Source organism: Nonomuraea africana, from assembly GCF_014873535.1.
Taxonomy (GTDB): Bacteria; Actinomycetota; Actinomycetes; order Streptosporangiales; family Streptosporangiaceae; genus Nonomuraea; species Nonomuraea africana.
Map to the genome: position 1 here is coordinate 7285726 of NZ_JADBEF010000001.1, position 23607 is coordinate 7309332.

Consider the following 23607-nt stretch of genomic DNA (forward strand, 5'->3'; position numbering starts at 1 on the left):
GAACACGAGGCCAGGCTCGGTAGTCCTCGAGCTTGGCAACGTTGGCACCGACCGCGCCATTGCTCATCAAACAGACTTCGAAACAGGCCCTAGGTCGGTCCCGAGATCGATCAACGAGCGGGGAGCGGCTCCGTGATGTCGGCGTCGAGGGTGTCGGGGTCGTCGGTGGCGGCGTCGTCGGTGGCGGCGTCGTCGTCCGAGGGGCGCGGCGCGGGCCTGCAGTGCCGGCTGCAGCCGCCGAACCTGGACGTGTTGATCGGGGTGAAGGACGCGGGCTCGACGTTCCTCAGCGCGGCGAGCATGGTGTCCTTCCAGATCGGCCCGGGGATGCTGGCGCCCTGGACCGAGCCGTAGTACTGGCCGCCGATCGTGACGCCGATCAGCTTGTGGTCCGTCGAGCCGCGCGGGTCGCCGATGCTCACCGCGCCGGCGAGGTCAGGGGTGAACCCGGCGAACCACGCGGCGGCGTAGCCGTCGGTGGTGCCGGTCTTGCCCGCCGCGTCGCGGCCGATGCCGCCGACGCCCCGCATCGTGCCGTGGGTGAACACGCCGGACAGCACGTCGGCCGCCGCGTCGGCGATCTCGGGGTCGAGCGCCTGGCGGCACTTGGGCTGGTATCTGGTGGTCCGTCCGTTGCGGTCGGTGATGTGGGTGATCGCCATCGGCGCGCAGTACCGGCCGCGGGCGGCGATCGCGGCGTACGCGTTGGCCACGGTGATCGGGTCCATCTCGTTGATGCCGAGCGCGAACGTCTCGAACTCCTGGAGCGCGAGCCCGTCGGAGCGATGGATGCCCAGCGACTTGGCCGTCTTGACCGTGTCGCAGAGTCCGACCCGCTGCTCCAGCTCCATGAAGAAGGTGTTCACCGAGCTCCAGGTGCCGGTTCGGAGGGTCTTCCAGCCGGGGCTGCCCTCGTCGTTGGTGACGGTGTGGGTCGGGTCGCCGATGCTCTTGCCCCGGCAGTTCTTGAACGCCGAGTAGCCCGAAGCGCGGTAGCCGGCGCCTGCGGTGAGGCCGTCGTCGACCTTCATGCCCTTCTTGAGCGCGTTGAGCAGGGCGAAGGTCTTGAAGGTGGAGCCGGGCTGGAAACCGACGCTGCCGCCGTGAGCGGCGTCGGCGACGACGTTGTACGCGATCTGCTTCCTGGCCTTGCTCCGGCCGTACGGCCTGCTGGCCGCCATGGCTCTGATCGCCCCGGTGCCCGGCTGTACCAGCGCCTCCGATGCGACCGGATCGTCGGAGGCGTGCACCCACCGCCTGATCGCCTTGTCCGCCGCCGCCTGCATGGCCGGGTCGATCGTGGTCCTGATCGTCAGCCCGCCGCGGTTGAGGAAGTCCAGGCGGTCCTCGGCCGTCTTGCCGAAGTCGGGGTTGCTGAGGATCTCGTGGCGGACGTAGAGGCAGAAGTACGGATAGGTGCTGGCCTCGCAGCCACCTGGCAGCTTCGTTCCCTTGTAGCCGAGCTTGGTGGCCTTCGCCTTCGCCGCCTCGGCCGCGGTGATCTTGCCGAGCTCGGCCATCCGGTTCAGCACGACGTCGCGCCGCTTCTTCAGCCGCTCGCGCTGCTTCCTGCCCAGGTTGGGGTCGGTGGCGTTGGGGTCCTGGACGGCGCCCGCCAGCGTCGCGGCCTGAGGCAGGCTGAGGGCGCTCGCCTTGACGCCGAAGAACCGCTTGGCCGCCGCCTCGACCCCGTAGGCGCCCGCGCCGAAGTAGGCGATGTTGAGGTACTTCTCCAGGATCTGGTCCTTGGTGTACTTCTCCTCGACGGCCATCGCGTGGCGCAGCTCGTTGAGCTTGCGCGCGTAGGTGGCCCCCAGAGCCCTGTTCCTCTCCTCGTCGGTGTCGGCGGCGTTGAGGAGCACCTGCTTCACGTACTGCTGGGTGATGCTCGACCCGCCCTGGCTCACGCCGCCCGCCTGCATGTTCCTGACGAAGGCGCGGATCGTCCCCTCGATGTCGATCGGACCGTGCTCGTAGAACCGGTAGTCCTCGATCGAGACGATCGCCGTCTTCATGATGTCGGCGATCTGGTCGAACCTGACGACCTCGCGGTACTCCTCGTAGAACCTGGCGATCTCGTTGCCCTTGGCGTCCCGCACGATCGTGACCTCGGCCGGCGGCGGCGCGATGAGGTCCGCGGGCTTGAGGTTCAGCTCCTCGGTCGCCGACATGAAGCCGAAGCCCGCGCCCCCTACGGCGGGGAGCGCGATCCCCGCGACGAGCGCACCCGCCAGTGCGCTCGCGGCGGCCAGGCGTGCGATCTTCGACGCGGCGCCCGAGCGACGCCGGCCTTGTTCTGGCATGAGGAGAGACACCTATCTGGAAGGGGACGGCACGACCAGAAGGAAAACAGAACGGATCATTTGCTGTCTAATACCGATATCACGAAGAGGCTGATATCGGTTTCCGTATAGGTGCAGCTCAGAGGGCGATGAAGCGGCCGAACCTGCCCTGGTGGTAGAGAAGGGGACGGCCCGGGTCGTGCACGTTCGCCTCGGCGACCAGCCCCACGACGAGGACGTGGTCACCGACGTCGAGCGTCTCGTGGGGCAGGCAGATCAGGTGCGCCGAGACGTCCTGGAGCAGCGGTGCCCCGAGCGGCCCCGGCCGCCACCTGGTGGGCTCGGCGAACCTGTCGATGTCCTTGCGCGCGAACCTGGCGGCCAGCTCGGCCTGACCGCTGGCCAGGACGTTGACCGCGAAGTGGTCCGCCGACCGCAGCCAGGGCCACGTGGTGGAGCTCTGGTCGACGTAGAAGGAGACCAGAGGGGGGTCGAGGCTGACCGAGGAGAAGGACGTCGCGGTCAGACCCACAGGGATGCCCTCGCTCTGCGCGGTGATCACCACGACGCCCGCGGCGTGCACCGCGAGAGCCCGGCGATAGTGTTCCGCGTTCACCGTACGGTCCGGCAGGGTGTCCGTCATGAGGTCGCCACCCTCTCCTTGAGGGGCACGGCCACCTGCGGAGCGACCCGGTCCGCCCATGCCCCGAGGCGCTCCTCCCGGTGCGGGATCTCTGATTCGAGCAGGGCGAGGCCAGGGGTGGGCACGGTGGCTCCGAGCTCCACCAGCAGGGGCCGCAGGTGCACCTCGACCGCCAGGGAGTGGGCGGGATCGCCCATGACAAGGAGCGGCAGCGCCGTGGTGCCGGCTCGGGCATGTTTGATCTTGATCACGAATGCTTCCTCTGGAGGAGGCGCGTCAGTACGCGAGACGCGCGGGGGGAAGGGGTCGCAAGGGAAGTGATCAACGACACTGCGCGCTGGCGACGTGGCCGAAGTCCACGTGCGGGCGCCTGGTCAGGTAAAGGCCCTGGCTCATACCGCGAACGTACGAGCCTGATGAAGCAAAGTCAACATTTCCTACTTGATATACATGGATGTCCTGGCCTTGGTCAGCATCGGCCTCGAGTTCGGGTCTCCTCACTACGCGAGGCGGGCTGGCGCCCGATCGCCGTGTTCGCCGGTGCCACGGTGGTCAACGTGGTCGTCGCGCCGGCCTTGGCCGCCCTGCTGTTCAGCGGCTTCACCGCCGGATGGGCCGACGCCCATGCTTAAACACGAATTTACCCATTGATCCATTTCTGTCCCAGGCGCACACTGACGCTGCCCGCGTGACCCGATCGAGGAGAAGTACGGCATGCGCATGCGTCACGGATTCGCCGCGATTCTGTCCGGCGTCCTCTGCCTGACAGGCCTCCCGGCGACAGCCGACCCCGGCCACCAGCCAGGCGGACCCTGCATCCAGGACAACCAGAACGTGAGCCTCAGCAGCGTCGCCAACTACGCCGACGTGGTGCAGGGCCTGGACCGCATCGTCCGCACCAGCAAGGGCCTGGTCACCGTCCACAACGCCGGGCGGTCGGGCGAGGGACGCGACCTGTTGTACGCCACAGTCGGCCACGGACCGGACGTGTTCTGGCTGCAGGCGCGCATCCACGGCAACGAACTGCACTCCACCGAGTCCGCCCTGCAGATGCTCGACCACCTGGCCTCCGGTGACCCCGACGCCCGGCTCATCAGGGAGCGGATGACCGTGATCGTCATCCCGATGTACAACCCCGACGGTGCCGAGGCCAACATCCGGCAGAGCACCACCCCGGCCCGCGTCGACCTCAACAGGGACTGGGAGAACTTCGCGCAGCCCGAATCCCGCGCCTGGTACGCCGTCTGGGCCGCCAAGCGCCCCCGCCTCGCGCTCGACCTGCACCACATGGGCACGGCGCCGGTGGTCAACGGCACGGACGAGCTCAACCAGTTCCAGATCGGTGTCCGCCCGATCGACCCCAGCCGCATGACGGCGGCGCAGTGGCTCACGAACCGGCAGATGTCCATGGTGTCGGTGAAGGCGCTGGACGGCTTCGGGCAGACGCACGTCGCCCGCTACCCCGACATCGACATCACCAACGCCGTGTTCTCCCGCATGCTGCTCGGCGGGCCCGGGCCTGACGGATCCCGTCCAGGCTTCACCACGCAGGGCGCCATCTTCTACGAGGTCCGTTCCGTCGGCCAGAAGAGTAACGGCTACCTGGAGCGGCTGTTCACCGTCCCGGCCATGGCGCTGCTCACCTCGGTGGCACGAGGCGAGCTGTCCGGCACCGACGTCTCCGGCGTCGACGCCGTCCCTCGCGCCACCCAGGGCCCGTGCGGCGTGTGATCGCGGGCATCCTGATCGAGACGGGGCGTGCTCGGCGGCTCACCGATGAGCCGTCCCGTCTCATGGGAGCAGGCTGAGGGCCTTCGCCAGGCCCGGGTCCTTTCCTGTGGAGAGGTCCTTCGCGGTCAGCGGGACGTAGTGGTCGGGCGCCACGCCGATCCCGTTGACGACCGCCCGGTCGGGCCCCCGGTGATGCCGGTCGGGCAGGGACAGGATGCTGTTGTCGTCGAGCAGGAGCGGCCGGCCCGCGCCTGAGACGACTCCGGCGGTTCGGGTGCCGACCACGGGACCGAGCTTGTGGTGCTTGACCGCGGAGACGAAGTGGTCGCACGCCGAGGCGCAGTCGCGGTCGACGAGCACGACAAGCGGCAGGTTCAGCAGCGCCACGCTGTCGTCGGTGCGGTCGGCGGCACACCTCTCGTCGGCGTCGCAGTGGTAGGCGGTGATCTTGCCATGGGCGAACGCGCCGAGCAGCCTGTTGACCTCGCCGGGGATTCCGCCGGTGTTGCCGCGCAGGTCGAGGACCACCCCGCGCTGCTTCTTGCCCTTGCCCAGGTCGGAGATCGCCTTGCGGGCCGTGTCCGCCACGCGCGGTCCGAAGGCGGCCACCCTGGCGTACGCGACGCCTCCCTTCAGTGCCTTCGCCGTCACCATCGGGGTGGTCTTCGGGTTCGGCCGGTAGCCGGCGGGCTTCATGGTCACCGTCCAGGTGCGGCCGGTGGCGGGGCGGTGCAGCCTGAGCTCGACCTGGTCGCCTGGCCGGCTCTGGAAGAGCGGCCGCACGGCGCCGACGGACAGGATGCCGCCGACGAACGGCGGTGCCCCATTGACCGACCGGATGATGTCGCCTGGACGCAGGCCCTTGTCCGCCGCGGGTCCGCCGCGGACGACGGTGACGTGGAGCGGCGGTGTCGTCTGCTGCGGCGCGCCGGTCACGACGCCTGCGAAGGGAGAGGTGTCGAACCCCAGCCCGAACTCCGTGCCGGGTCTGCGGTCGACGCCCCCTTCGGGACGCACCCATCGGGCGTGGTTGTCACCCAGGCTGTCCACCATGCCGTTGATCGTGGCGGCGGCCAGGTGCTGACGCAGGTCGTCGCCCGCCATCTGGTCGATGACGCGGGTGTGGACAGCGCTGAACGCCGCCCAGTCGCTCTGCCGCTGACCGGACAGCGCGGGCATCGCGGCCTCAGGCAGGTCGCGTCCGCGCCGGTGGAGCTCCCGCGCGAGCCCGGCGAAGGCCGCGGTCAGCAGCCGCCGGCTGTCCAGCTTCTCGCCGCCGTAGTAGTGCTTGAAGAGGCAGTGGTACACCTGCTCGACGGTGCTGATCGTGGTGGCCGTCACCGGCCGCGGCTGCGGCCGTCCGGTCGGCTCGGCGCAGGCAGGGGCGGTTCCGGCCGGAGCGGTGCTGGCCGGAGCGGTGCTGGCCGGAGCGGTTCTTGCCGGAGCGGTTCTGGCCGGTACGGCCTGCGCGGGTGCGCAGGCCCCCAGCGCCACCACCGTGCCGAGGCATACCGGTACGGCGGCGAGCCATCCCCTGGTCTTCGAAGGGCGCGTCATGTCGTCTGTCACGGGCACCGGTTCTACCGGGACGGCGGTTTCCCGAGTGTTTCCGCTACCCGTTGACCTTCTTCTTCGGGAGGTTCTGCGGCTGGTGCTTCGCGCAGGCCGCCTCCGCCTTCTTGAACCGCGGGGACCGGGGATCGACGCCCTCAGGGAGGATCAGGCGGCTCCGTCGAGCCGTACGGTGACCGTCGCCGAGCCGCCGTCCAGGTCGGCCGGCCGCTCGAAGGCCAGGGTGAGCCGCGGCCCGGTCGTGGTGGCGGCCAGGGAGGGATGACCGTCGAGCACCCCGGCCACGGGCCGGTCCCAGGTCACGGCCAGCTCGCTCAGGTCGCATCGCGGATCCGACACGGTCAGCGTGGCCGTGCCGTCGCCGCGCTCCCGTACCAGGACCGCGCACGGGTCGGAGGCGGTCAGGCCGCCGGCGGCTCCGCCGTTCCAGAAATTGACCGCGGTGAGCCCCAGCGACGGCACGTGGATCCCCTGCCGCCCGGCGGTGTTGGCGAGCACGCGCGCCCACAGCGGGTCGGCGGCGCGCGCCCTGGTCCGCGACAGGCTGGCGCCCGGCATGAGCTGGTAGACGTACGCGGCCGAGCGGGGATCGACGCCGTGGTCCAGCCAGAGGGTCACGTAGCCCCTGCTCGCCGAGCCGCCGGAGCGGTATTCCCGCACCGTGCGGAGGCCGTCGCCGGTGGGCAGGACGTAGCCGCCGTGCCCCTCCAGATGGGCCAGGCCGGCGTCGAGGGTGAGGCCCCCGTCGGCTCGGCGGTTGTCGACGATGGTCTCGACCGGCACGCCGTCTCGGGAGGTGATCCCCGCGCCCATGCAGACGATCGTGTCGTCGAGGAAGAACCACGACTTGAAGGCCTCCATCGTGCTCTCGAGGCCGTACAGGTGCTGGCCGACGGTCGCGTACCAGCCGTCGGTGGCGCCGCCCACCCAGCGGGCCGGCGGGCAGGTGTCGCCCCACCCCTTCCCCGCGCCGTCGGGCAGCCGCCGCATGGAGACGGTGGTGCCGGGCAGGCGGTAGGGGTCGACGGTGTGCCAGAAGGAGTCGGAGTACTGCTCGCCGTGGCCCTCGGCCCACCAGTAGAGCATGCCCGAGCCGGTGTGCCAGCCGCGTTCGTTCTCCCCGTTGCCGTGCTCGTAGTGGCCGATCCGGTGGGAGGCCATGCTGAGCCCCGCGCACCAGCCCTGCCTGCGGTGGACGGCACGGGCGCTCATCGGCAGCAGCCGGTGCCCCTCGGGCTCGGGAAGCGCCGGAACCGTGTCGTCGGCCACGAGTGCGGCGAACCGGCCGTCGGTGCGGGCGCTGCGCGTCGCCCATCCCTTGACCATGCCGCGCCAGCGGGCCCGCTCGGCGGCCGGGGCCGACTCGCTCAGCAGGAGGATGGCCGAGCCGAGGGCGTCTCCCCTCCGGTAGTCGCCGTACGCGCGCCTGCTGATCCCCCGGCCGTTGACCAGGTCCATGCAGAAGCCGTCGTGGACGAAGGGCGCGAACGACCTCTCGACGCTGTCGAGGACGACCTTGCTGGTGATCTCCCAGGGCGAGCCGCGCAGCACCGCGAACAGGGTGGCGAGTCCCGACAGCAGCACCACGCCGTACCCGCCCTGGTAGGGGACGGACGTGTGCTGGATGAACGAGCCGTCGCGGTAGAACCCGTCGCCCTCCCTGACGTAGGAGAAGACGGGCGACAGCGCCGAGACCGCCAGCGCCACCTTCCCCGGGTCCGACCTGAGGACGGCGCGCAGCAGCATCACCGTGCACAGGTCCACCCTGTTGGCCCCGGTGCTGGTGCGCCGGTAGTCGGCCAGGCGGCGCTCGGGCACGAAGTGGTCCACCGCGTCGCGCAGCGCCCTGCTCCGCCGCTCCGTCAGGTGCGGGGCGATCAGCACGGCCGCGTCGAGCAGCCGTTTCGGGACGCCGATCTGCCAGGTCCACCAGTTGCCCACCGGGTCCCTGCCCGCGGTGTACACCCGCCGCCGGTAGTGGTCGAGGCCGGTGGCGACGGCCGCCGCCAGGCTCGCGTCGCCGGTGAGTCCGGTCCCCTCCATGGCGTACGCGCGGGCCATCGTGAGGAGCCGCTCGGGGGTGTCGTCGAAGGAGGGGAAGGCCAGATCGGGCCAGAGCGACGCGCGGGTGGGCGCCATGGTGTCCCGGTAGCCGGCCGCCGTCATCCCCAGGCGCTCCGGCCTGCTCCGGTACGGCTCGACCGTCACGTCCCGCCACCGGTTGCGCAGCAGGGCGAAGGACTCGGGCCAGATGTGCTCGGCGGAGGAGCGGGCGGCGCTCGCGGGGATCACCGCTCCCGCCGCGGCGACGCCGCCGAGCCGGAGAGCCAACCGCCTGGAGTATCCACCCACGCCTGGGATTTTGACTTCCTCCTCACGGCTCAAAGCCGGGGGATTCCAGCCGGCGGCCGTGACCGCCCGATTGGTGGTTGACGTTTCGCAGACCGCCCAACGGCGAGGTCTCCACGTCCTGACACGGACTGCCCGCCCGCGTTCTTGATGTTGATGGCGGCGTTCACGTCGGCGTGCGCGACCAGGCCGCAGGCCGTGCACCGAAACACCGCTTGACTCTCGCGGGACTTCGGGTTCACATGCTCGCAGGCCGCGCACGTCTGGGACGTGTACGCCGGATTCACTTTCACGATCTGCGTGCCCGTATAGCGGGCCGCTCCCGTCAGGGCGATTTCCAGCCCGTGCCAACCTTTGTCCAGGATGGCGCGGTTCAGCCCGGCCTTCTGCCTCACCCTGCCGCCGGGGGTCTCGACGGTCCCGGACGCCGAGCTGGTCATGTTCCGGGTCTTCAAGTCTTCCAGCACGACCGTGCCATACCGAGACACCAGCACGGCAGCGGTCTGGGCGTTGAAGTCCTGACGGCGTTGCCGTACCCGAGCCATCACCGCCCCCAGCTTGGCCACCACCCGCTTGCGCCGGTTCGATCCCTTGCGGGTGCGAGCGAGCTGCTGCTGAATGTTGCCGTTCGTGCGGAGGGTCACGGCCACACGATCATTATGCCGCGATGCGGTGTCTGACCGCTCAAAGATTCGAGAGAACGGCTTACCCCGATGGCTGAAACCAGGGGTCCGCGCCCTCGATGGTTGATGCCAAGGCGTAGCTGCGGCGATAGGGAGAGGGCGCCGATCCTCGAAGTGTGACAAACCGCCGCCGGCCGCATGCGGATGGCGGCCAAGCCCCTCCCGTGGCCGAGCTCAGGGCCGGAGGGTAGGCAGCAAGCGACCCGGGACCCCGCCGCGGAGCCTCGCACGCCTGTGAGGGGCCGCGGCGGGGTGGGGGCCGTTCCGCGTGGCCGTGGGGGTGGTCACGCGGCGGGGATGGTCACGCGGCGGGGGTGGTCATGCGGCGGGGGTGGTCATGCGGCGGACGCGGCGGCCTTCGTCGCCCGGGCGAACTTCAGCACCCGCTCGGTCTGGACGCGGGCCGCGGCGCGGGTGATGTCGTCCACGGCGTGCGTGCCGCCCCTGTCGCAGTGGGAGGTGCCGTACGGGTTGCCGTCGGCCCACTTGTCGGGGTGGGTGTAGCCCGGCGGGACGATGACGCCGCCGAGGTGGATGAAGGTGTTGTACAGCGCCAGCAGCGTGGACTCGTGGCCGCCGTGCGCGGTGCCGGTGGAGGTGAAGCCGCTGTAGACCTTGTCGGCGAGCAGATTCTGGCTCCACGGCCCTGACAGCGTGTCGAGGAACTGCTTGAGCTGCGAGGAGATGTTCCCGAACCGGGTTGGCGAACCCATGATCACCGCGTCGGCCCAGACCAGGTCGTCGGCCGTGACGATGGGGACGTCCGCGGTGGCGGCGGCATGGGCGGCCCAGGCGGGGTTGGAGTCGATGGCGGACTGCGGGGCGAGCTCGGCCACCCTGCGCAGGCGTACCTCGGCACCCGCCTTCTCCGCGATCTCGGCCATTTCCTGGGCGATCGCGGCGATCGTCCCCGTGGAGGAGTAGTAGACGATGGACAGGTTCACGGGAGTGTTCACGATGGCTCCTGAAAGAAGGATGCAGCGGGAACACCGACGATATAGTCAGAATCCTTTATAGTCAAAAATCGTGACTGTTTGCTCAACCGACGATGACTCGCTCCTCGGGGAGCTGGTAGCGACGGGTGCGGTCCTTGAGCGCCAGGGCCGAGCCGAGGGTGAGCGGCCCGGTCCTGCCGACGAACATGAGCAGAACCAGCAGCACCTGGCCCGCCGTGCCGGTCTGCGCGGTGATGCCGGTGGACAGCCCCGTCGTGCCGAAGGCGGACACCACCTCGAACAGCACCTGGTCGAGCGTGTGCGGGGTCAGGACCAGCATCACGTAGGTGGAGACGGCGACCAGGGCGACGCTGATCAGGCTGATCGAGATGGCCTGACGCTGCGCCGTCTCGGGCAGGCGGCGGTGGCCGATGTTCACCTCGGGCTCGCCGCGCATCTCGGCCCAGATGACGAACGCCAGCAGGCCGAACGTGGTGACCTTGATGCCGCCGGCCGTCCCCGCGCTGCCGCCGCCGATGAACATCAGCAGGTCGGTCGCCAGCCAGCTCGACGGGTACATCGCCGCGATGTCCAGGCTGTTGAAGCCGGCCGTCCTCGGCATGACGGCGGTGAAGAAGGCGGCGAGCACCTTGCCCGGGTCGTCGAGCGCGCCCAGCGTCCTGGGGTTGTGCCACTCGGTGGCCAGGAACACCAGGGTCCCGCCGACCAGCAGGATCGCGGTGATGCCCACGGTCAGCCTGGTGAGGACGGACCACTTGCCCGGGTGCCGCCACGAGCGGACCAGCTCGAACATCACGGGGAAGCCGAGCCCGCCCACGATCACCGCCACGGCGATCGTCAGGCAGATCCACGGGTCGGACACGAAGCCCATGAGGTTGTCGGACCACAGCGCGAACCCCGCGTTGTTGAACGACGAGACGGCGTGGAAGACGCCCAGGTAGACCGCCCTGCCGAACGGCTCGCCGTACCCGAAGGCGAACCTGGCGGTGAGCAGCACCGCGACGACGGCCTCGCAGGCCAGGCTGAACAGCACGACCTTGCGCACCACGTGCCTGATGTCGACCATGCGCACCGTCTTGGTCTCGGCCTGGGCGAAGATCCGCACGCGGAGCCCGACCCGGCCGGAGACCAGCACGGTGAACAGCGTCGCCAGGGTCATGATGCCGAGACCGCCGATCTGGACCAGCGCCGCGATCACCACCTCGCCGAAGACGGACCAGTGTGTCTCGGTGTCCACGACCACGAGGCCCGTCACGCAGACCGCCGACGTGGCCGTGAACAGCGCGGCCAGCCAGCCCGCCGACTGCCCCGACGTGGTGGCCAGAGGCAGGGCCAGCAACGCCGTACCGAGAAGGACCGCGGCCCCGAACCCGGTGACGATGACTTGGGCGGGGTGCTGAAAACGCTCGAGTACGGCTGACGCCCGCCTCATGACCAACCTCTTCCGCTGATGGAGCAGCACACCACTAGGGGATATACAGCGCCAAAAGCGGGATTCGTCCAATCTTGACGGCGTCTTGACGGCCTGGGAGCCGCATGTCACAGCCCGTCAGGCGGGGGCTTTCATCAGAGGAGGCCGCGCCGGTAGGCGCGGATCAGGCGGCGGGGAACCAGCAGCTCGCGGCCCGCCACCGTGATCGGGACCAGGTCGGGCCTGGCGGCCTTCCACTGGGCGCGGCGGTGACGGGTGTTGGCACGGGAGGTCTTCCGCTTGGGAACGGCCATGGCTACCAGCTCGCCTTCGTGATGCCGGGCAGCTCGCCGCGGTGCGCCATCTCCCTGAACCGCACCCGCGAGAGGCCGAACCTGCTCAGGTGCCCGCGCGGCCTGCCGTCCACGGAGTCGCGGTTGCGGATCCTGGTGGCGCTCGCGTCGCGCGGCTGGCGGGACAGCTCGCGAGCCGCCGCGACCCGCTGCTCGGGGTCGCCGGTGCGGATGAGCTCCTTGAGCTCGGCGCGGCGAACGGCGTGGCGGGCGACGACGGACTTCCTGCGCTCGTTGGCGGCGATCTTGCTCTTCTTGGCCATCAGACCCTCTCTCCTCTGGCGCGGATGCGGGCGACGGCCCGTTCCACACCGATCTTGTCCACGGTCCTGATCGCTCGGGCGCTCAGCGTGAGCCGGACGAACCGGTTCTCGCTGGGGAGCCAATAGCGATGGTGCTGGATGTTGGGGTTCCAGCGGCGCCGGGTGCGCCGGTGGGAGTGCGAGACGTTGTTGCCGAAGACCGGTTTGGTCCCGGTGAGCTGACACACGGCCGACATCAGATCCTCCTTCTCGGTTGACAGCGCATGCCATGATACCGATAACGATTTTCATTTTGCTTCGGAGGAACTCGTGCCGACACCCGTCGTCCTCGTCGCGGGCCTGCATGCGGGCGCCCGCGCCGCCGCCGTGGATCGACTGCTCCAGGAACATCAGGGGGCGGTCGCCCTCCACCACGACCTGCGCGCCGTCACCACCGGCCGGGTCAGCAGGCTCGTCCGCGACCGCTTCCGCGTGCTCGACCTGACCGAGATCCGCCTGGCCCACGGCTGCGTCACGTGCACCGTCCGCGAAGACCTGCTCCCCCAGCTCGTACGGCACGCCGCCACGGCCGCCCCGCTGATCGTCGACCTGTGGGACTCCGTCGAGCCCCGCTCGGTGGCCGAGGCGCTCGACCCCGAGCTGTTCGCCCTGACCTGCGTCCTGACCGCGCTGGACGCCGAGCACCTGCCGCACGACCTCAGCAGGGGCGAACCCCTCGCCAGGTCGGGCAGGCACGCGGCGGCGGGCGACGAGCGCCACCTGGCCGAGGTGCTGGCCCGCCAGATCGAGTACGGCACCGCGCTGTACCTGCACGGCTCCGACGAGGACGACGTCGAGCTCTCGACGGCCGTGCTCGGCCACCTGGCCCCGCACACCCCCGTCCTGCACGACGCGCTTCCCCCGGTGACCGGCGCGGCGCTGTGCCCGCAGGAGCTGGCCGACCGCGTCGACCCCGCCACCGCCCAGCTGCCCAGCGAGGCCACGACCGACGAGATCGTCACCGTCGTCTGGAACCGGCGCGGGCCGCTGCACCCCGGCCGCTTCTTCGACGCCGTGGACGAGCTGGTCACCGAGTCGGTCCGGTCGCGCGGCAGGTTCTGGCTGGCCACCAGGAGGGACCGGATGCTCGCCTGGGACGCGGTCGCGGGCGTGGTCTCGGTGGAGGACGCCGGGCCGTGGCTGGCCGCCCTTCCCGAGGCCGCGTGGGAGCTGACCTCGCCGGCCCGCCGTACGGCCGCCGCCCTCGACTGGGACCCGGTCTTCGGCGACCGCGTGCAGCACCTCGTCTTCACCGGGCCCGACCTCGACCGCGAGCGCTTCCACGCGCTGCTCGACTCGTGCCTGCTCACCCAGGGGGAGTCCGTCCCCTGTGACGATCCGTTCGCCCACGTCCTCGACCTGAGGGAGATCGCATGAAGCCGCGCCGTCCGCCGAGGAAGAAGAGCAACCCGCTGGAGCACGTCGGGTTCGTCGACTACAAGGACACCGACCTGCTGCGGAAGTTCATCTCGGACAGGGGGAAGATCCGCAGCAGGAGGGTGACGGGGGTGACGGTCCAGCAGCAGCGGCAGCTGGCCAGGGCGATCAAGAACGCCAGGGAGATGGCGCTGCTGCCGTACGCCACCAGGCAGCGGTCATGACTCCTCGAGATAGGGGTCGGTGACACCCTCGATCCTCGGCACCAGCGCCGCGTCGCAGCCGGTCAGCTCCGCGCCCGCCTGGTAGGCGCTCTCCAGGAAGCCGAGCACGGTGGCCACGGGGTCGTCACTCAGCCTGGCGTCGTCGTACTTCAGGATCGCGAGGTGGCTGCCTCTCGACGGAAACCAGACCGCCTGGTCGGGCCAGAGCGGGCGCGTGTCCAGGCCCTCGGGCTCGGGCGCGGTGTAGGAGTAGAACGCGGGCCACGGCCGCTCCTCGTCGCCGAACCAGAACCCAGCGCTGATCACCTCCCAGCTGTAGGCCTCCCTGGTGACGGAGTCGCTCTCGCGCGAGACGCTCACCACCCTGCCGGTGAAGCGCGTGACCGCGATGTCGAAGGTGTGCCAGAAGTGGTGGACGGGGCTGGTCTTCCCGGTGAAGTCGGCGGCGTAGCGCTCCAGCACCTGCCCGACCTGCGACAGGACCGTCCAGTAGCGGGTGACCAGCGCGGGGTCGTAGGCCGCGTGCTTGGTGTCCTGCGCGAACGGGGTGCGGTCCGTCAGGTCGTATGGCACCGCGAGGATCTCCACCCCTATCCCGAGATCGTCGAGAAGCTGGAAGAGGTTGGCGTAGAAGTCCGCCACCGACAGTCCGATCAGCGAGAACTCCGCGCAGCGCCCGTCCGCCTTGTCGACCACCAGCCGATGCCTGACCAGGTCGAAGTCGATGCTGAACGGCTCGGGCAGGCCCATGGGCCTGGTCGTCAGGCCACGCCCGGTGAGGTGGAAGGGCACGTTCCACCAGTGGTTGCGCCGCGTGCTGACGGCCAGCCGTACCTTCCCCACGATCTGCGCGAACCTGTGGACGGTGTCCTTGGTGTCGAGCCAGTCCTCGTAGGGAATGGCGGGAAACAGCTCCATGCGCCCATGCTGCCCCTCCGCCCACCACGGCGAACGTGGCTTTGGTGCTTTTTGTCGCAGGCCACGACAGAGCCAACCGACGCTAGGCCATACCCCTTGGCGCCCACCCCTGCCACGCCACTTTTCGCCCGATCAGGCATAGCGCAAGTCAAACCTCTACTCGCAAATCCCGACATACAGCGCTTTTGTCGTACGTAGGGGCATGAACGCGATGGGGGAGGGATTGGCATGTTGAAGAGAATCACCAGCGATCTCGCACTGCTCGTGGCCCGCATCGTGGTCGGCGTCATCTTCATGGCGCACGGGCTGCAGAAGTGGCAGGGCGGCCTGGAGAACACCACTGCCATGTTCTCGCAGCTCGGCGTGCCCAGCCCACAGCTGGCAGCCGTGTTCGCCACCGTCGTCGAGATCATCGGCGGGGCGATGCTCATCATCGGTCTGGGCGTACGGCTGGCGGCGGCGTTGCTGTTCGCCGACATGGTCGGCGCGGGGTATTTCGTCGAGAGCCGTGCCGGTGTCTTCAACAGCACGCCGAGGTGGGAACTCGTTGTCGCTCTCGCCGCCGCCTGCCTGCTGCTGATGGCGTTGGGGGGCGGCCGGATCAGCGTGGACGGCCTGCTGAACCGCGCCATGGCCAAGCGCAGGGACCGTCGCGAAACCGAGGCCGCGACAGCCGCGGCGGCGGCGGCGACCGCCGAGCCCCGAGGCTCCGTGATCGTCTCGCGTCCATCCGACGAGCCGGGCTCGGCCGCCTCCCAGCCCGACACCACCCAGCCCGAAACCACGCCGACGCTCGCCGACAGCACGACCACCGCACCACTCGCGGGCGCGACGGCCGTGAGCCCCCTCCCAGGCGACGCGGACGCCACCGGCACCGAACGAGCGGACAACGACTCGGACGCCGAACGTCCGCCCTCCGGCCCGCGCCCGGACCAGCACACCGAACCTCCGTCCACCGGCCGCCCACCCTCCGGCGAGGGGGCCTCTGACGCTGACACCGAGCGCAGGATCCCCGGCACGAGCGCCGAAGGCCCGGCCTCCGGCTCGAGGACCGGCCCCGCCGACGCCGACGCCGAGCGCCGTCCGTCCGGCACGGGTTCGGGTCCTGGCCCTGTCGCCATGGGAGCGGCCGGGATGGCCGTGGGCGCCATGGGGATGTCGGCGATGTCCGGCGGCTCGAACTCCCGCCACGGCGCCGACAAGTTCCATGACGCGGGTGACCCTGCCCACGACACCCTCGGCGAGATCCCGCACAGCGCGGAGGACACCCCGCCCAGCCCCATCTACGACTCGTTGATGGGGTCATCAGGTGGACCGAGCGAGGACAAGTGGGCCGGCATGGCGGGCCGCATGCCGGGAAACCCCGGCCCGACCCCCCGCGACCCGGCCGACGACAGAAGCGACATGAACCCGGACGAAGGACGCCCGAGCTGGCTGGACGAACCCGCCAGGCCCGGAACCACCGCCTCGGATCACTCCACCGGCGAGGACGAGACGAGACCGCGCCCCTTCATGGGCAGCGATGACGCCGCGTCGGAGCGGCCCGGCGGAAGCGAGGAGAAAGCGGAGCCCGACTTCCGCAAGACACCCGAGGATCTGCAGCCCAGGGACGCGGCCGAGGAGGAGAGCCCCTCGGATCCCGATGTCCCCGAGGGCGAAAGGACGTCCGAGCCCAGACCGCTCGACAGCGCCAACGGCTTCGAGGAAGAGGCGGCGCCGGAAGATCGGGGCACCCCGGGGAGCGGCACGCGGGAGACGCCGATGGGCGGGCATTCCGTGCCGGCGCAGGGAGGAGCTCCCGAACCGCCGTCCGACGACGAGCGCCAGGCCTACCGGACCGAGCTGGAGGAGCTGCGCGCCGAGGTGGACCGGCTGAAGGGCGAGCTGGCCGCGGTCAGACGCAGGCTGGGCGTCGGCGGACAGGTGTGATCCGGCGGGAACCCGCGAGCCGTCAGCAGAGCACGGGTTCCTGGGGCGGCTCGGTGGCGGGTTCGGCCGGTTCGGGACGGTCCGGGTCGTCGGCCGGTTCCTGACCCGGCAGGTCCATCGGCGGCACCGAGACCCGCCTGCCCGCCCGCGGTCGCCGCTCGCGGGCCGGTCCGGTCCCGTCCGGATGTCGCAGTCGCATGAGAGCCCCTTCCCCCTGCCATTTCCGCCGGGGCGCAGGAGATTTCCCCGGAAACGACGTCGTCGTCCCTGAGCTACCTGTCTATCGGGGCCTCGCATGGGATTACGCGCGTGCGGAGAAGATCCGGTTAGCCGCGTGTCGGGAGAAAAGGCAGGGGAAGGGCGGCTCAGGCGGACCAGTGGGGGTCGCGGCCGAGGTAGCGCAGCAGGGTCGCCACGTCGTCGCCGTCCTCCGCCTCCAGCGCGGCGGCGTAGACGCCGTACGCCCGCAGCGGCTCGATGTGCTGCTTGGCGATCTCCAGCAGTTCGCGGGCCATGGCGGGAGTCAGGGGGGACGGCTGCCGGGTGGCCATCGCGATGTCCCACGCGTGGACGGCGGCGTCGAGCGCGCAGGCGCCGATGCCCAGCGTGTAGGTCATCGTGTTCGGCGGCACGGGAACGGGCACTTCCTCCGCGTCGGGAGAGACCGTCGCCCAGGCGTCGGCGGAGGCCTTCATCGCCTGCTCGGCCACCACCTCGGGCGCTTCGGCCAGCCGGCCGGAGGGGGCGAACGGGTTCTCGGCGGGCATCGGGCCACCGGTGATGAAGGCGGCGTAGCCGATCTGGTCGCCGGCCGCGTGCTGGAGCACCTGGGTGACGTTCCACTCGGCGCAGGGGGTGGGCAGCTCCCAGCCGTCGGCGGGAACGTTGCGGACGACGGTGCGAAGGGCTTCGTGTGCCTCGTTCAGGATCATGTCTCCACTATAGCAGAACGGAACACTCCATTCCACTGTTTTCCCGTTAGGCTCGGTCGAGTGCGCCAGAAAGACAGCCTGTACGGCAGAACCCCCGAACGGACGGCCATCGCCGAGGTCCTGACCAGCGCGGCGAAGGGCGAGGGCAGAGCGCTCGTCGTCCGGGGCGAGGCGGGCATCGGCAAGTCGGCGCTCCTGGAGTACGCGTCAGCCGAGGCGGGGCCGATGCGGGTGCTGCGCGCCACCGGCGCCGAGAGCGAGACCGGCCTGGCCTTCGCCGCCCTCCACCAGCTGCTGCACCCGGTCACCGGCGGCCTCGACGCCCTTCCCGCACCGCAGCGGGACGCGGTGGCCGGAGCGCTGGGCCTGGCCGCCACCAGGAGCGACGACCGGTTCCTCGTCTCGGCGGGCGTCCTTTCGCTGCTGATCGAGGCGGCGGCCGACGACGGCCTGCTGGTCGTCGTCGACGACTTCCAGTGGATCGACCAGGCCTCCGCCGACGCCCTGCTCTTTTCCGCCAGGCGGCTCGGGAGCGAGCGCGTCGCGATGCTGCTGGCCGTACGAGGTGAGGCCCGCACCCCCGGACTGCCCGAGCTGGCGCTGACCGGGCTCGACCAGGAGAGCGCCACCGCGCTGCTCGCCGAGCGCGCCGCGCCCGCGCAGGAGGTCGGCGCGCGGCTGGCGGAGCTGACCGGCGGCAATCCGCTGGCGCTCAGGGAGACGGTGGAGCTGCTGACCGCCGACCAGCTGGCGGGCCGGGCCGCGCTGCCCGAGCCGCTGCCGGTGGGCGCGGGCATCTTCGGCGAGCAGGTGCGGCAGCTGCCCGGCGACACCAGGCGGCTGCTCCTGGCGGCCGCGCTGGAGAGCGGGGGTGAGCTCGGGCTGGTGCTCGACGTCGCGGGCGTCGGCGCGGAGTCCCTGCGTCCCGCCGAGAACGCCGGACTGGTCACCGTCGGCTCGGCCATCAGGTTCAGGCATCCGCTGGTGCGGTCGGCGGTCCACGCGAGCGCCGACCCCGCCTACCGGCGGGAGGTGCACGAGGCGCTCGCCGCGCGGGTGCGCGACCCCGACCGGCGCGCGTGGCACCGGGCGGCGGCGACCGTGGGCCAGGACGAGGAGGTCGCCGCCGAGCTGGCCGCCTCGGCCGAGCGCGCCAGGGAGCGCGGAGGGTACGCCGACGCGGCCACGGCGCTGGTGCGGGCGGCCGAGCTGACGCCGGACCCCGAGGCCCGCGCCGTACGGCTGGCGGCGGCGGCCACCTCCGCCTGGCTCGGCGGCCGTCCAGGTCAGGCGGAGAGCTGTCTGGCCGAGGCCAGGTCGCTCGCCGACCGGCCGGAGTTCGCGCAGCTCAGGGGCAGGTTCGAACTCAACTCGGGTGACGCGGCCGAAGCGCTCAGGATCCTGGAGGGCGGCGAGACCCTGGAGATGCTGGCCGACGCCGCCGAGGCCGCCTCCTACGTGGGCGACGTCGAGGCGCTCGTGGCGCTCGGCCGCCGCGCGGAGGCCTTCCCCGAGAGCTTCCTGCGTGACGCGGTCGCGGGTATCGGCGCGATGCTCGCCGGCGACCAGGACCGGGCGACGCCGATGCTGCGCAGGGTGCTGGCTCGTCGGGAGGAGCTGCGGGAGGCCGCCCAGTTCCTGTGGGCCTCGGCGGCGGCCACGTATCTGGGCGAGGCCGACGTCTCCACCGAGCTGGTCGCCATGGCGGGCCGCGCGGCCAGGGTCTCCGGCATGGTGGGCCAGCTGCCCGTCGTCCTGGAGTTCGTGGCGACGGCCGAGCGCATCGAGGGCAGGTTCGCCCACAGCGCCGCGCTCGCCGAGGAGGGCCTGGAGCTGGCTCGAGAAGCCGGGTACACCAACTCCGTCGCCGCTCACCTGGCCAACCTCGCGGCGGTCGCGGCGATCCAGGGAAGGGAGGACGACTGTGCGCGCCACGCCCACGACGCCCTGACGATCGCGATCCCCCATCACCTCGGCATGCGCGCCAGTACGGCCCGCTACGCGCTGGGCCTGCTCGACCTGGGGATGGGGCGCTACGCGGCGGCCCACGACCGCTTCCAGTCCCTGGCCGCGACCGGGCATCCGACCGCGGTGTGGCGCTCGACGCCCGACAGGGTGGAGGCCGCGGTCGGCTGCGGCGAGCTCGACGCGGCCCGTGCCGCCTTCGCCTCCTACGCGCGCTGGTCGGCCACGGCGGGCACGCCGCAGGCGAAGGCGCTGCTGGCCAGGTGCAGGGCGCTGACCGGCGATGACGCCGCCTTCGACGAGGCCATGGAGCTGCACCCCGAGGGCTTCGAACGGGCCAGGACCGCCCTGCTTTACGGCGAGCGCCTGCGCAGGTTGCACCGCCCGGGAGAGGCCAGGTCGCACCTGCGGTACGCCGCGGAGACGTTCGAGCGGGCGGGCGCCGACCCCTGGGCGCGCAGGGCGCACGACGAGCTGAGAGCGGCGGGCGAGACCAGGACCAGGCCCGAGCGGGACGTCTTCGCCACCTTGACCCCGCAGGAGCTGCGCATCGCCAGGCTGGTGGCGGGCGGCGCGTCCAGCAAGGAGGTGGCCGCCCAGCTCTTCCTCAGCCCGCGCACGGTGGAGTACCACCTCTACAAGATCTATCCGAAGCTGGGCGTCACCTCACGTACTGAACTGGCACTAGTAGTCCTACGGATGGCGGGCGAGTCCGCCCACGGCATGCTCTGACCCATGCAAAAAAACATCTTCACCGAAGAGTTCGGCGACAGCGCCCACCAGCCCATCCTGCTCATCGCGGGCTCCATGTCCCAGGGACCCGCCAGCTGGCCCGACGCGTTCGTCGGCCGCCTGGCGGCCGGAGGGCGCAAGGTGATCCGCTACGACCACCGCGACACCGGCCGCTCCGCGACGACCGACTTCGCGGCCGACCCCTACACCTGGCGCGACATCAAGGACGACGCGCTGGCCGTCCTCGACGCCCACGGGATCGAGTCGGCGCATCTCGTCGGGCACTCGGCCGGCGGCCTGCTCGCCCAGTGGATCGCGGTCGAGCACCCCGAGCGGGTCACCACGCTGACCGCGATCGGCGCCTCGCCGCTCGGCAGGCAGGAGGGTCTCACCGTCATGCGGGCCCTGATGGGCGAGGAGCAGCCGGAGGGCAGCCTGCCGCCGCCCACGCGGGAGTTCGTGGAGTTCTACCGGAAGATGATCACCTCTCCTCCGCCCGCGACCAGGCGGGAGCAGATCGACTTCCAGATCGCCGAGGCCAGGGTGCTCGCGGGCGGCGGCTTCCCGATCGACGAGGAAGAGGAGCGCCGCCAGGCCGAGCGGCTCCACGACCGGGCCCTGGACGTGTCCGCCCTGGCCAACCACCGGCTGGCCGCGGCGGCCGACATGGCCTTCGAACCGGTGGGGCTGCTGCACACGGTGAAGGCGCCCACGCTGGTCGTCGAGGGCACCCACGAGCCCGTCAAGCCGGGTCACGGCGCGCTCATCGCCGAGGCCATCCCCGGGGCGGAGTTGCTGCTGGTCGAGGGCATGGGGCACATGCTGGCCCCTCAGGTGCACGAGACCCTGGCCGACGCCGTCCTCCGGCACACGGATACTGTGCGAAGGTGACCTATCGTCGCCGGATGCTGGTGCTGGCGATCTGCTGCATGAGCCTGCTGATCGTCAGCCTCGACACCACGGTGCTCAACGTCGCGCTGCCGACCATGCGCCGCGAGTTCGACGCCTCGGTCTCAGGGCTGCAGTGGACGATCGACGCCTACACCCTCGTCCTGGCCTCGCTGCTGATGCTCTCGGGCTCCACGGCCGACAGGTTCGGCCGCCGCCGGATCTTCCGGCTCGGCCTGGTGCTGTTCACGCTCGGTTCGTTGCTGTGCAGCCTCGCGCCGGGCCTCGGCTGGCTGGTGGCCTTCAGGATGATCCAGGCCGTAGGCGGCTCGATGCTGAATCCGGTGGCCATGTCGATCATCGCCAACGTCTTCACCGAGCCGCGCGAGCGGGCCAGGGCCATCGGCGTCTGGGGCGGCGTGGCCGGCATCAGCATGGCGGCGGGCCCGCTGGCCGGTGGCCTGCTGGTGGACACGCTCGGCTGGCGCTCCATCTTCTGGCTCAATCTGCCGCTCGGCGTGGCGGCGCTGGTGCTGACCATGCTCTTCGTGCCGGAGTCCAAGGCGCCGAAGGCCCGCAGGTTCGATCCCGTCGGACAGCTTCTGGTGATCGTGCTGCTGGGCTCGCTCACGTTCGGGATCATCGAGGCCCCCACCGCGGGCTGGACGTCCCCTCTCATCCTCGGCTGCCTCCTGCTGGCCGTGATCTCGCTGGCCGTCCTGCTCCGCTACGAGCCCAGGCGCCAGGACCCGCTCATCGACCTGCGCTTCTTCCACAGCGCGCCGTTCACGGGCGCCACCGTGATCGCGGTGTCCGCGTTCGCCGCGCTGGGCGGGTTCCTCTTCCTCAACACGCTCTACCTGCAGGACGTGCGCGGCCTGTCGGCGCTCCAGGCGGGCCTGTACATGCTGCCCATGGCCGGGATGACGCTGGTCGCCGCGCCGCTCTCGGGACGGATCGTCGGCAGCAGAGGCCCCAGGCTGCCCCTGCTGCTGGGCGGGATCGCCATGCTGGCCAGCGGCGTGCTGGCCGCCGGGTTCGGCGCGGAGCGCTCCGACCCGCTGCTGTTCACCGCCTACGTCCTGTTCGGCATCGGCTTCGGCATGGTCAACGCCCCCGTCACGAACACCGCGGTCTCCGGCATGCCTCGCGACCAGGCGGGGGTGGCCGCCGGCATCACCTCGACCAGCCGTCAGATCGGGACCTCGCTGGGCGTCGCCGTGATCGGCTCGGTGATCGCCGCCGCCGGTCACGCCCAGGCCGCGGGTGACCCCGCGTGGTGGATCATCGCGGGCTGCGGCGCGGCGGTGCTGGTCGTCGGCCGGCTCACCACGGGCGCATGGGCTGCCAGGACGGCCGAGCGCGCGGCGGCGCGCATCGCCGGCGCTCAGCCGGTGCGCTCGTAACCGGCCAGGCGCCAGAGCGGCCGCACCCGCTACCGGGCCGGCAGCACGACCGCCCCCCGGCAACGAGCCCGCCGTCATCAGGACTCCGCCACCCCTGGCGTCGAGCACTCGCCCGACCACCGGCGCGACCAGCCCCACACCAGGACGGCGAGCGTCAAAGCGCCCGCCACCTGTGTGATGCTCGCTCGCAGCTCCACCCGCACAGGGGGAGAAAGACCGAGGAGGCGTAGAGCACGCCGTAACCAGCGGTCTGGGTGACGGCCGGCGCGGCGGCCATCTGCCCGGTTCGGGCGATCACGCCAGGTACACCCCTGGCCGACCGCCCGTCATACAGTGCTGAGCGTCACCCGGAGGACGACGTCGCCGAATCGCGCGACGACTCCGTGGACCTCGTGTCTTCCCTCGGCGAGTCGGCGCCGAGCTCTTCGCGCAACCGCTCGTAGTCGATGTGGTGGTTGGTGTACTTCAGCTCGCGAGCGACCTTCGTCTGCTTCGCCTTGGCTCTGCCTCGCCCCATGGCTCCACTCCCTCGATGCCCGCCATCATCCTATCAAGTTGAAGAATTGTGCAACTCGGTATATTACGATAGTCGCATGCCCGTTCCGCTGTACCAGGCCAAGGCAGATTTCTTCCGCACGCTCGGGCATCCCGTGCGCATCCAGGTTCTAGAGCTCCTCCGGGAGGGTCCACGACCCGTCCGAGACCTGCTCACCGAGATCGAGATCGAGGCCTCCAGCCTTTCGCAGCAACTGGCGGTGCTGCGCAGGGCCGGGATCGTGAACGCCACCCGTGACGGCGCGACCGTCGTCTACGAGCTGTCGAGCCCCGACCTGGCCCACCTGCTCGCCGACGCCAGGCGCATCCTCACCGACATGCTCGCCGGGCAGGGCGAGCTGCTGGCCGAGCTGCGCGCCGAGGGGCGGAAGGTGGGCTAGGCACGACGCGGCGGGAGTG

22 protein-coding genes and 1 pseudogene are annotated in these 23607 nt (G+C 70.8%); 8 read left to right on the forward strand and 15 right to left on the reverse strand.

The window, feature by feature from the left end; all coding sequences use genetic code 11:
• Positions 1-110: 110 nt before the first annotated feature.
• The 3 genes and pseudogenes from H4W81_RS34610 to H4W81_RS34620 all read right to left on the reverse strand — a co-directional run.
• On the reverse strand, positions 111-2303 hold the full coding sequence (locus tag H4W81_RS34610; RefSeq protein ID WP_192778642.1) for a transglycosylase domain-containing protein: 2193 nt from the start codon (positions 2301-2303) through the stop codon (positions 111-113).
• 118 nt (positions 2304-2421) lie between these two features.
• Positions 2422-2925, reverse strand: coding sequence for a flavin reductase family protein (locus tag H4W81_RS34615; RefSeq protein WP_192778643.1), 504 nt, complete (start codon positions 2923-2925; stop codon positions 2422-2424).
• Positions 2922-3158: pseudogene (locus tag H4W81_RS34620) on the reverse strand (NADPH-dependent oxidoreductase); the annotation flags it as partial. The gene H4W81_RS34615 and the pseudogene H4W81_RS34620, both read right to left, overlap by 4 nt.
• A 481-nt stretch (positions 3159-3639) precedes the next feature.
• On the opposite strand from H4W81_RS34620, the gene H4W81_RS34625 reads away from it, so the two are divergent.
• Positions 3640-4656 (forward strand): M14 family zinc carboxypeptidase, encoded by a 1017-nt coding sequence (locus tag H4W81_RS34625; protein WP_192778644.1) that lies wholly within the window; start codon positions 3640-3642, stop codon positions 4654-4656.
• A 60-nt stretch (positions 4657-4716) separates the two neighbouring features.
• Here H4W81_RS34625 and H4W81_RS34630 read toward each other — a convergent pair whose 3' ends face one another.
• The 8 genes from H4W81_RS34630 to rpmB form a co-directional block, all read right to left on the reverse strand.
• Complete coding sequence (locus H4W81_RS34630; protein ID WP_192778645.1) at positions 4717-6225, reverse strand: S41 family peptidase; 1509 nt, start codon at positions 6223-6225, stop codon at positions 4717-4719.
• 150 nt (positions 6226-6375) lie between these two features.
• Complete coding sequence (locus H4W81_RS34635; RefSeq protein WP_192778646.1) at positions 6376-8580, reverse strand: polysaccharide lyase family 8 super-sandwich domain-containing protein; 2205 nt, start codon at positions 8578-8580, stop codon at positions 6376-6378.
• A 29-nt stretch (positions 8581-8609) separates the two neighbouring features.
• Positions 8610-9227 carry an RNA-guided endonuclease InsQ/TnpB family protein gene (locus tag H4W81_RS48925; protein ID WP_192778647.1) on the reverse strand — a complete coding sequence of 206 codons (618 nt, stop codon included), beginning with the start codon at positions 9225-9227 and terminating at the stop codon, positions 8610-8612.
• A gap of 368 nt (positions 9228-9595) precedes the next feature.
• A complete protein-coding gene (wrbA, locus tag H4W81_RS34645; RefSeq protein ID WP_192778648.1) occupies positions 9596-10216 on the reverse strand; it encodes an NAD(P)H:quinone oxidoreductase in 621 nt (206 codons plus the stop codon).
• 82 nt (positions 10217-10298) lie between these two features.
• On the reverse strand, positions 10299-11693 hold the full coding sequence (locus tag H4W81_RS34650) for a TrkH family potassium uptake protein (protein ID WP_192781227.1): 1395 nt from the start codon (positions 11691-11693) through the stop codon (positions 10299-10301).
• Positions 11694-11782: 89 nt separating this feature from the next.
• Positions 11783-11941: a 50S ribosomal protein L32 gene (gene rpmF / locus H4W81_RS34655; protein ID WP_192778649.1), complete on the reverse strand. Its 159-nt coding sequence runs from the start codon at positions 11939-11941 to the stop codon at positions 11783-11785.
• A gap of 2 nt (positions 11942-11943) precedes the next feature.
• The gene (rpsN, locus tag H4W81_RS34660; RefSeq protein WP_192778650.1) at positions 11944-12243 is read right to left on the reverse strand and encodes a 30S ribosomal protein S14; all 300 of its coding nucleotides are present in this window, start codon (positions 12241-12243) and stop codon (positions 11944-11946) included.
• On the reverse strand, positions 12243-12479 hold the full coding sequence (gene rpmB, locus H4W81_RS34665) for a 50S ribosomal protein L28 (protein WP_192778651.1): 237 nt from the start codon (positions 12477-12479) through the stop codon (positions 12243-12245). The genes rpsN and rpmB overlap by 1 nt, the downstream gene beginning before the upstream one ends.
• A 73-nt stretch (positions 12480-12552) precedes the next feature.
• Between rpmB and H4W81_RS34670 the strand changes: the two genes are divergently transcribed.
• Together H4W81_RS34670 and rpsR are read left to right on the forward strand one after the other, a co-directional pair.
• Positions 12553-13659: a CobW family GTP-binding protein gene (locus H4W81_RS34670; protein WP_192778652.1), complete on the forward strand. Its 1107-nt coding sequence runs from the start codon at positions 12553-12555 to the stop codon at positions 13657-13659.
• Positions 13656-13883, forward strand: coding sequence for a 30S ribosomal protein S18 (rpsR, locus tag H4W81_RS34675; RefSeq protein WP_192778653.1), 228 nt, complete (start codon positions 13656-13658; stop codon positions 13881-13883). The genes H4W81_RS34670 and rpsR overlap by 4 nt, the downstream gene beginning before the upstream one ends.
• On the opposite strand, the gene H4W81_RS34680 is transcribed toward rpsR, so the two are convergent.
• Entirely contained in the window at positions 13878-14801 is a 924-nt protein-coding gene (locus H4W81_RS34680; RefSeq protein ID WP_192778654.1) for a DUF5996 family protein, read from the reverse strand. The genes rpsR and H4W81_RS34680 overlap by 6 nt on opposite strands.
• 228 nt (positions 14802-15029) lie before the next feature.
• On the opposite strand from H4W81_RS34680, the gene H4W81_RS47905 reads away from it, so the two are divergent.
• On the forward strand, positions 15030-16730 hold the full coding sequence (locus tag H4W81_RS47905; RefSeq protein ID WP_225958938.1) for a DoxX family membrane protein: 1701 nt from the start codon (positions 15030-15032) through the stop codon (positions 16728-16730).
• A gap of 22 nt (positions 16731-16752) precedes the next feature.
• On the opposite strand, the gene H4W81_RS34690 is transcribed toward H4W81_RS47905, so the two are convergent.
• On the reverse strand, positions 16753-16929 hold the full coding sequence (locus tag H4W81_RS34690; protein WP_192778655.1) for a hypothetical protein: 177 nt from the start codon (positions 16927-16929) through the stop codon (positions 16753-16755).
• Between the two features lie 166 nt (positions 16930-17095).
• A complete protein-coding gene (locus H4W81_RS34695; protein WP_192778656.1) occupies positions 17096-17662 on the reverse strand; it encodes a TIGR03086 family metal-binding protein in 567 nt (188 codons plus the stop codon).
• Between the two features lie 60 nt (positions 17663-17722).
• On the opposite strand from H4W81_RS34695, the gene H4W81_RS34700 reads away from it, so the two are divergent.
• The 3 genes from H4W81_RS34700 to H4W81_RS34710 are packed head-to-tail and all read left to right on the forward strand — an operon-like array spanning position 17723 to position 22653.
• Positions 17723-20359, forward strand: coding sequence for an AAA family ATPase (locus H4W81_RS34700; RefSeq protein ID WP_318782186.1), 2637 nt, complete (start codon positions 17723-17725; stop codon positions 20357-20359).
• Between the two features lie 3 nt (positions 20360-20362).
• A complete protein-coding gene (locus H4W81_RS34705) occupies positions 20363-21250 on the forward strand; it encodes an alpha/beta fold hydrolase (protein WP_192778657.1) in 888 nt (295 codons plus the stop codon).
• Positions 21247-22653 carry an MFS transporter gene (locus tag H4W81_RS34710; protein WP_318782187.1) on the forward strand — a complete coding sequence of 469 codons (1407 nt, stop codon included), beginning with the start codon at positions 21247-21249 and terminating at the stop codon, positions 22651-22653. Before H4W81_RS34705 ends, H4W81_RS34710 begins: the two co-directional genes overlap by 4 nt.
• Before the next feature lie 343 nt (positions 22654-22996).
• Here H4W81_RS34710 and H4W81_RS34715 read toward each other — a convergent pair whose 3' ends face one another.
• Positions 22997-23170, reverse strand: coding sequence for a DUF3073 domain-containing protein (locus H4W81_RS34715; RefSeq protein WP_192778658.1), 174 nt, complete (start codon positions 23168-23170; stop codon positions 22997-22999).
• Between the two features lie 76 nt (positions 23171-23246).
• Here H4W81_RS34715 and H4W81_RS34720 point away from each other — a divergent pair, with 76 nt between their 5' ends.
• Positions 23247-23588, forward strand: a complete 342-nt coding sequence (locus H4W81_RS34720) for an ArsR/SmtB family transcription factor (RefSeq protein WP_192778659.1) — start codon at positions 23247-23249, stop codon at positions 23586-23588.
• The last annotated feature ends 19 nt before the right edge of the window (positions 23589-23607 follow it).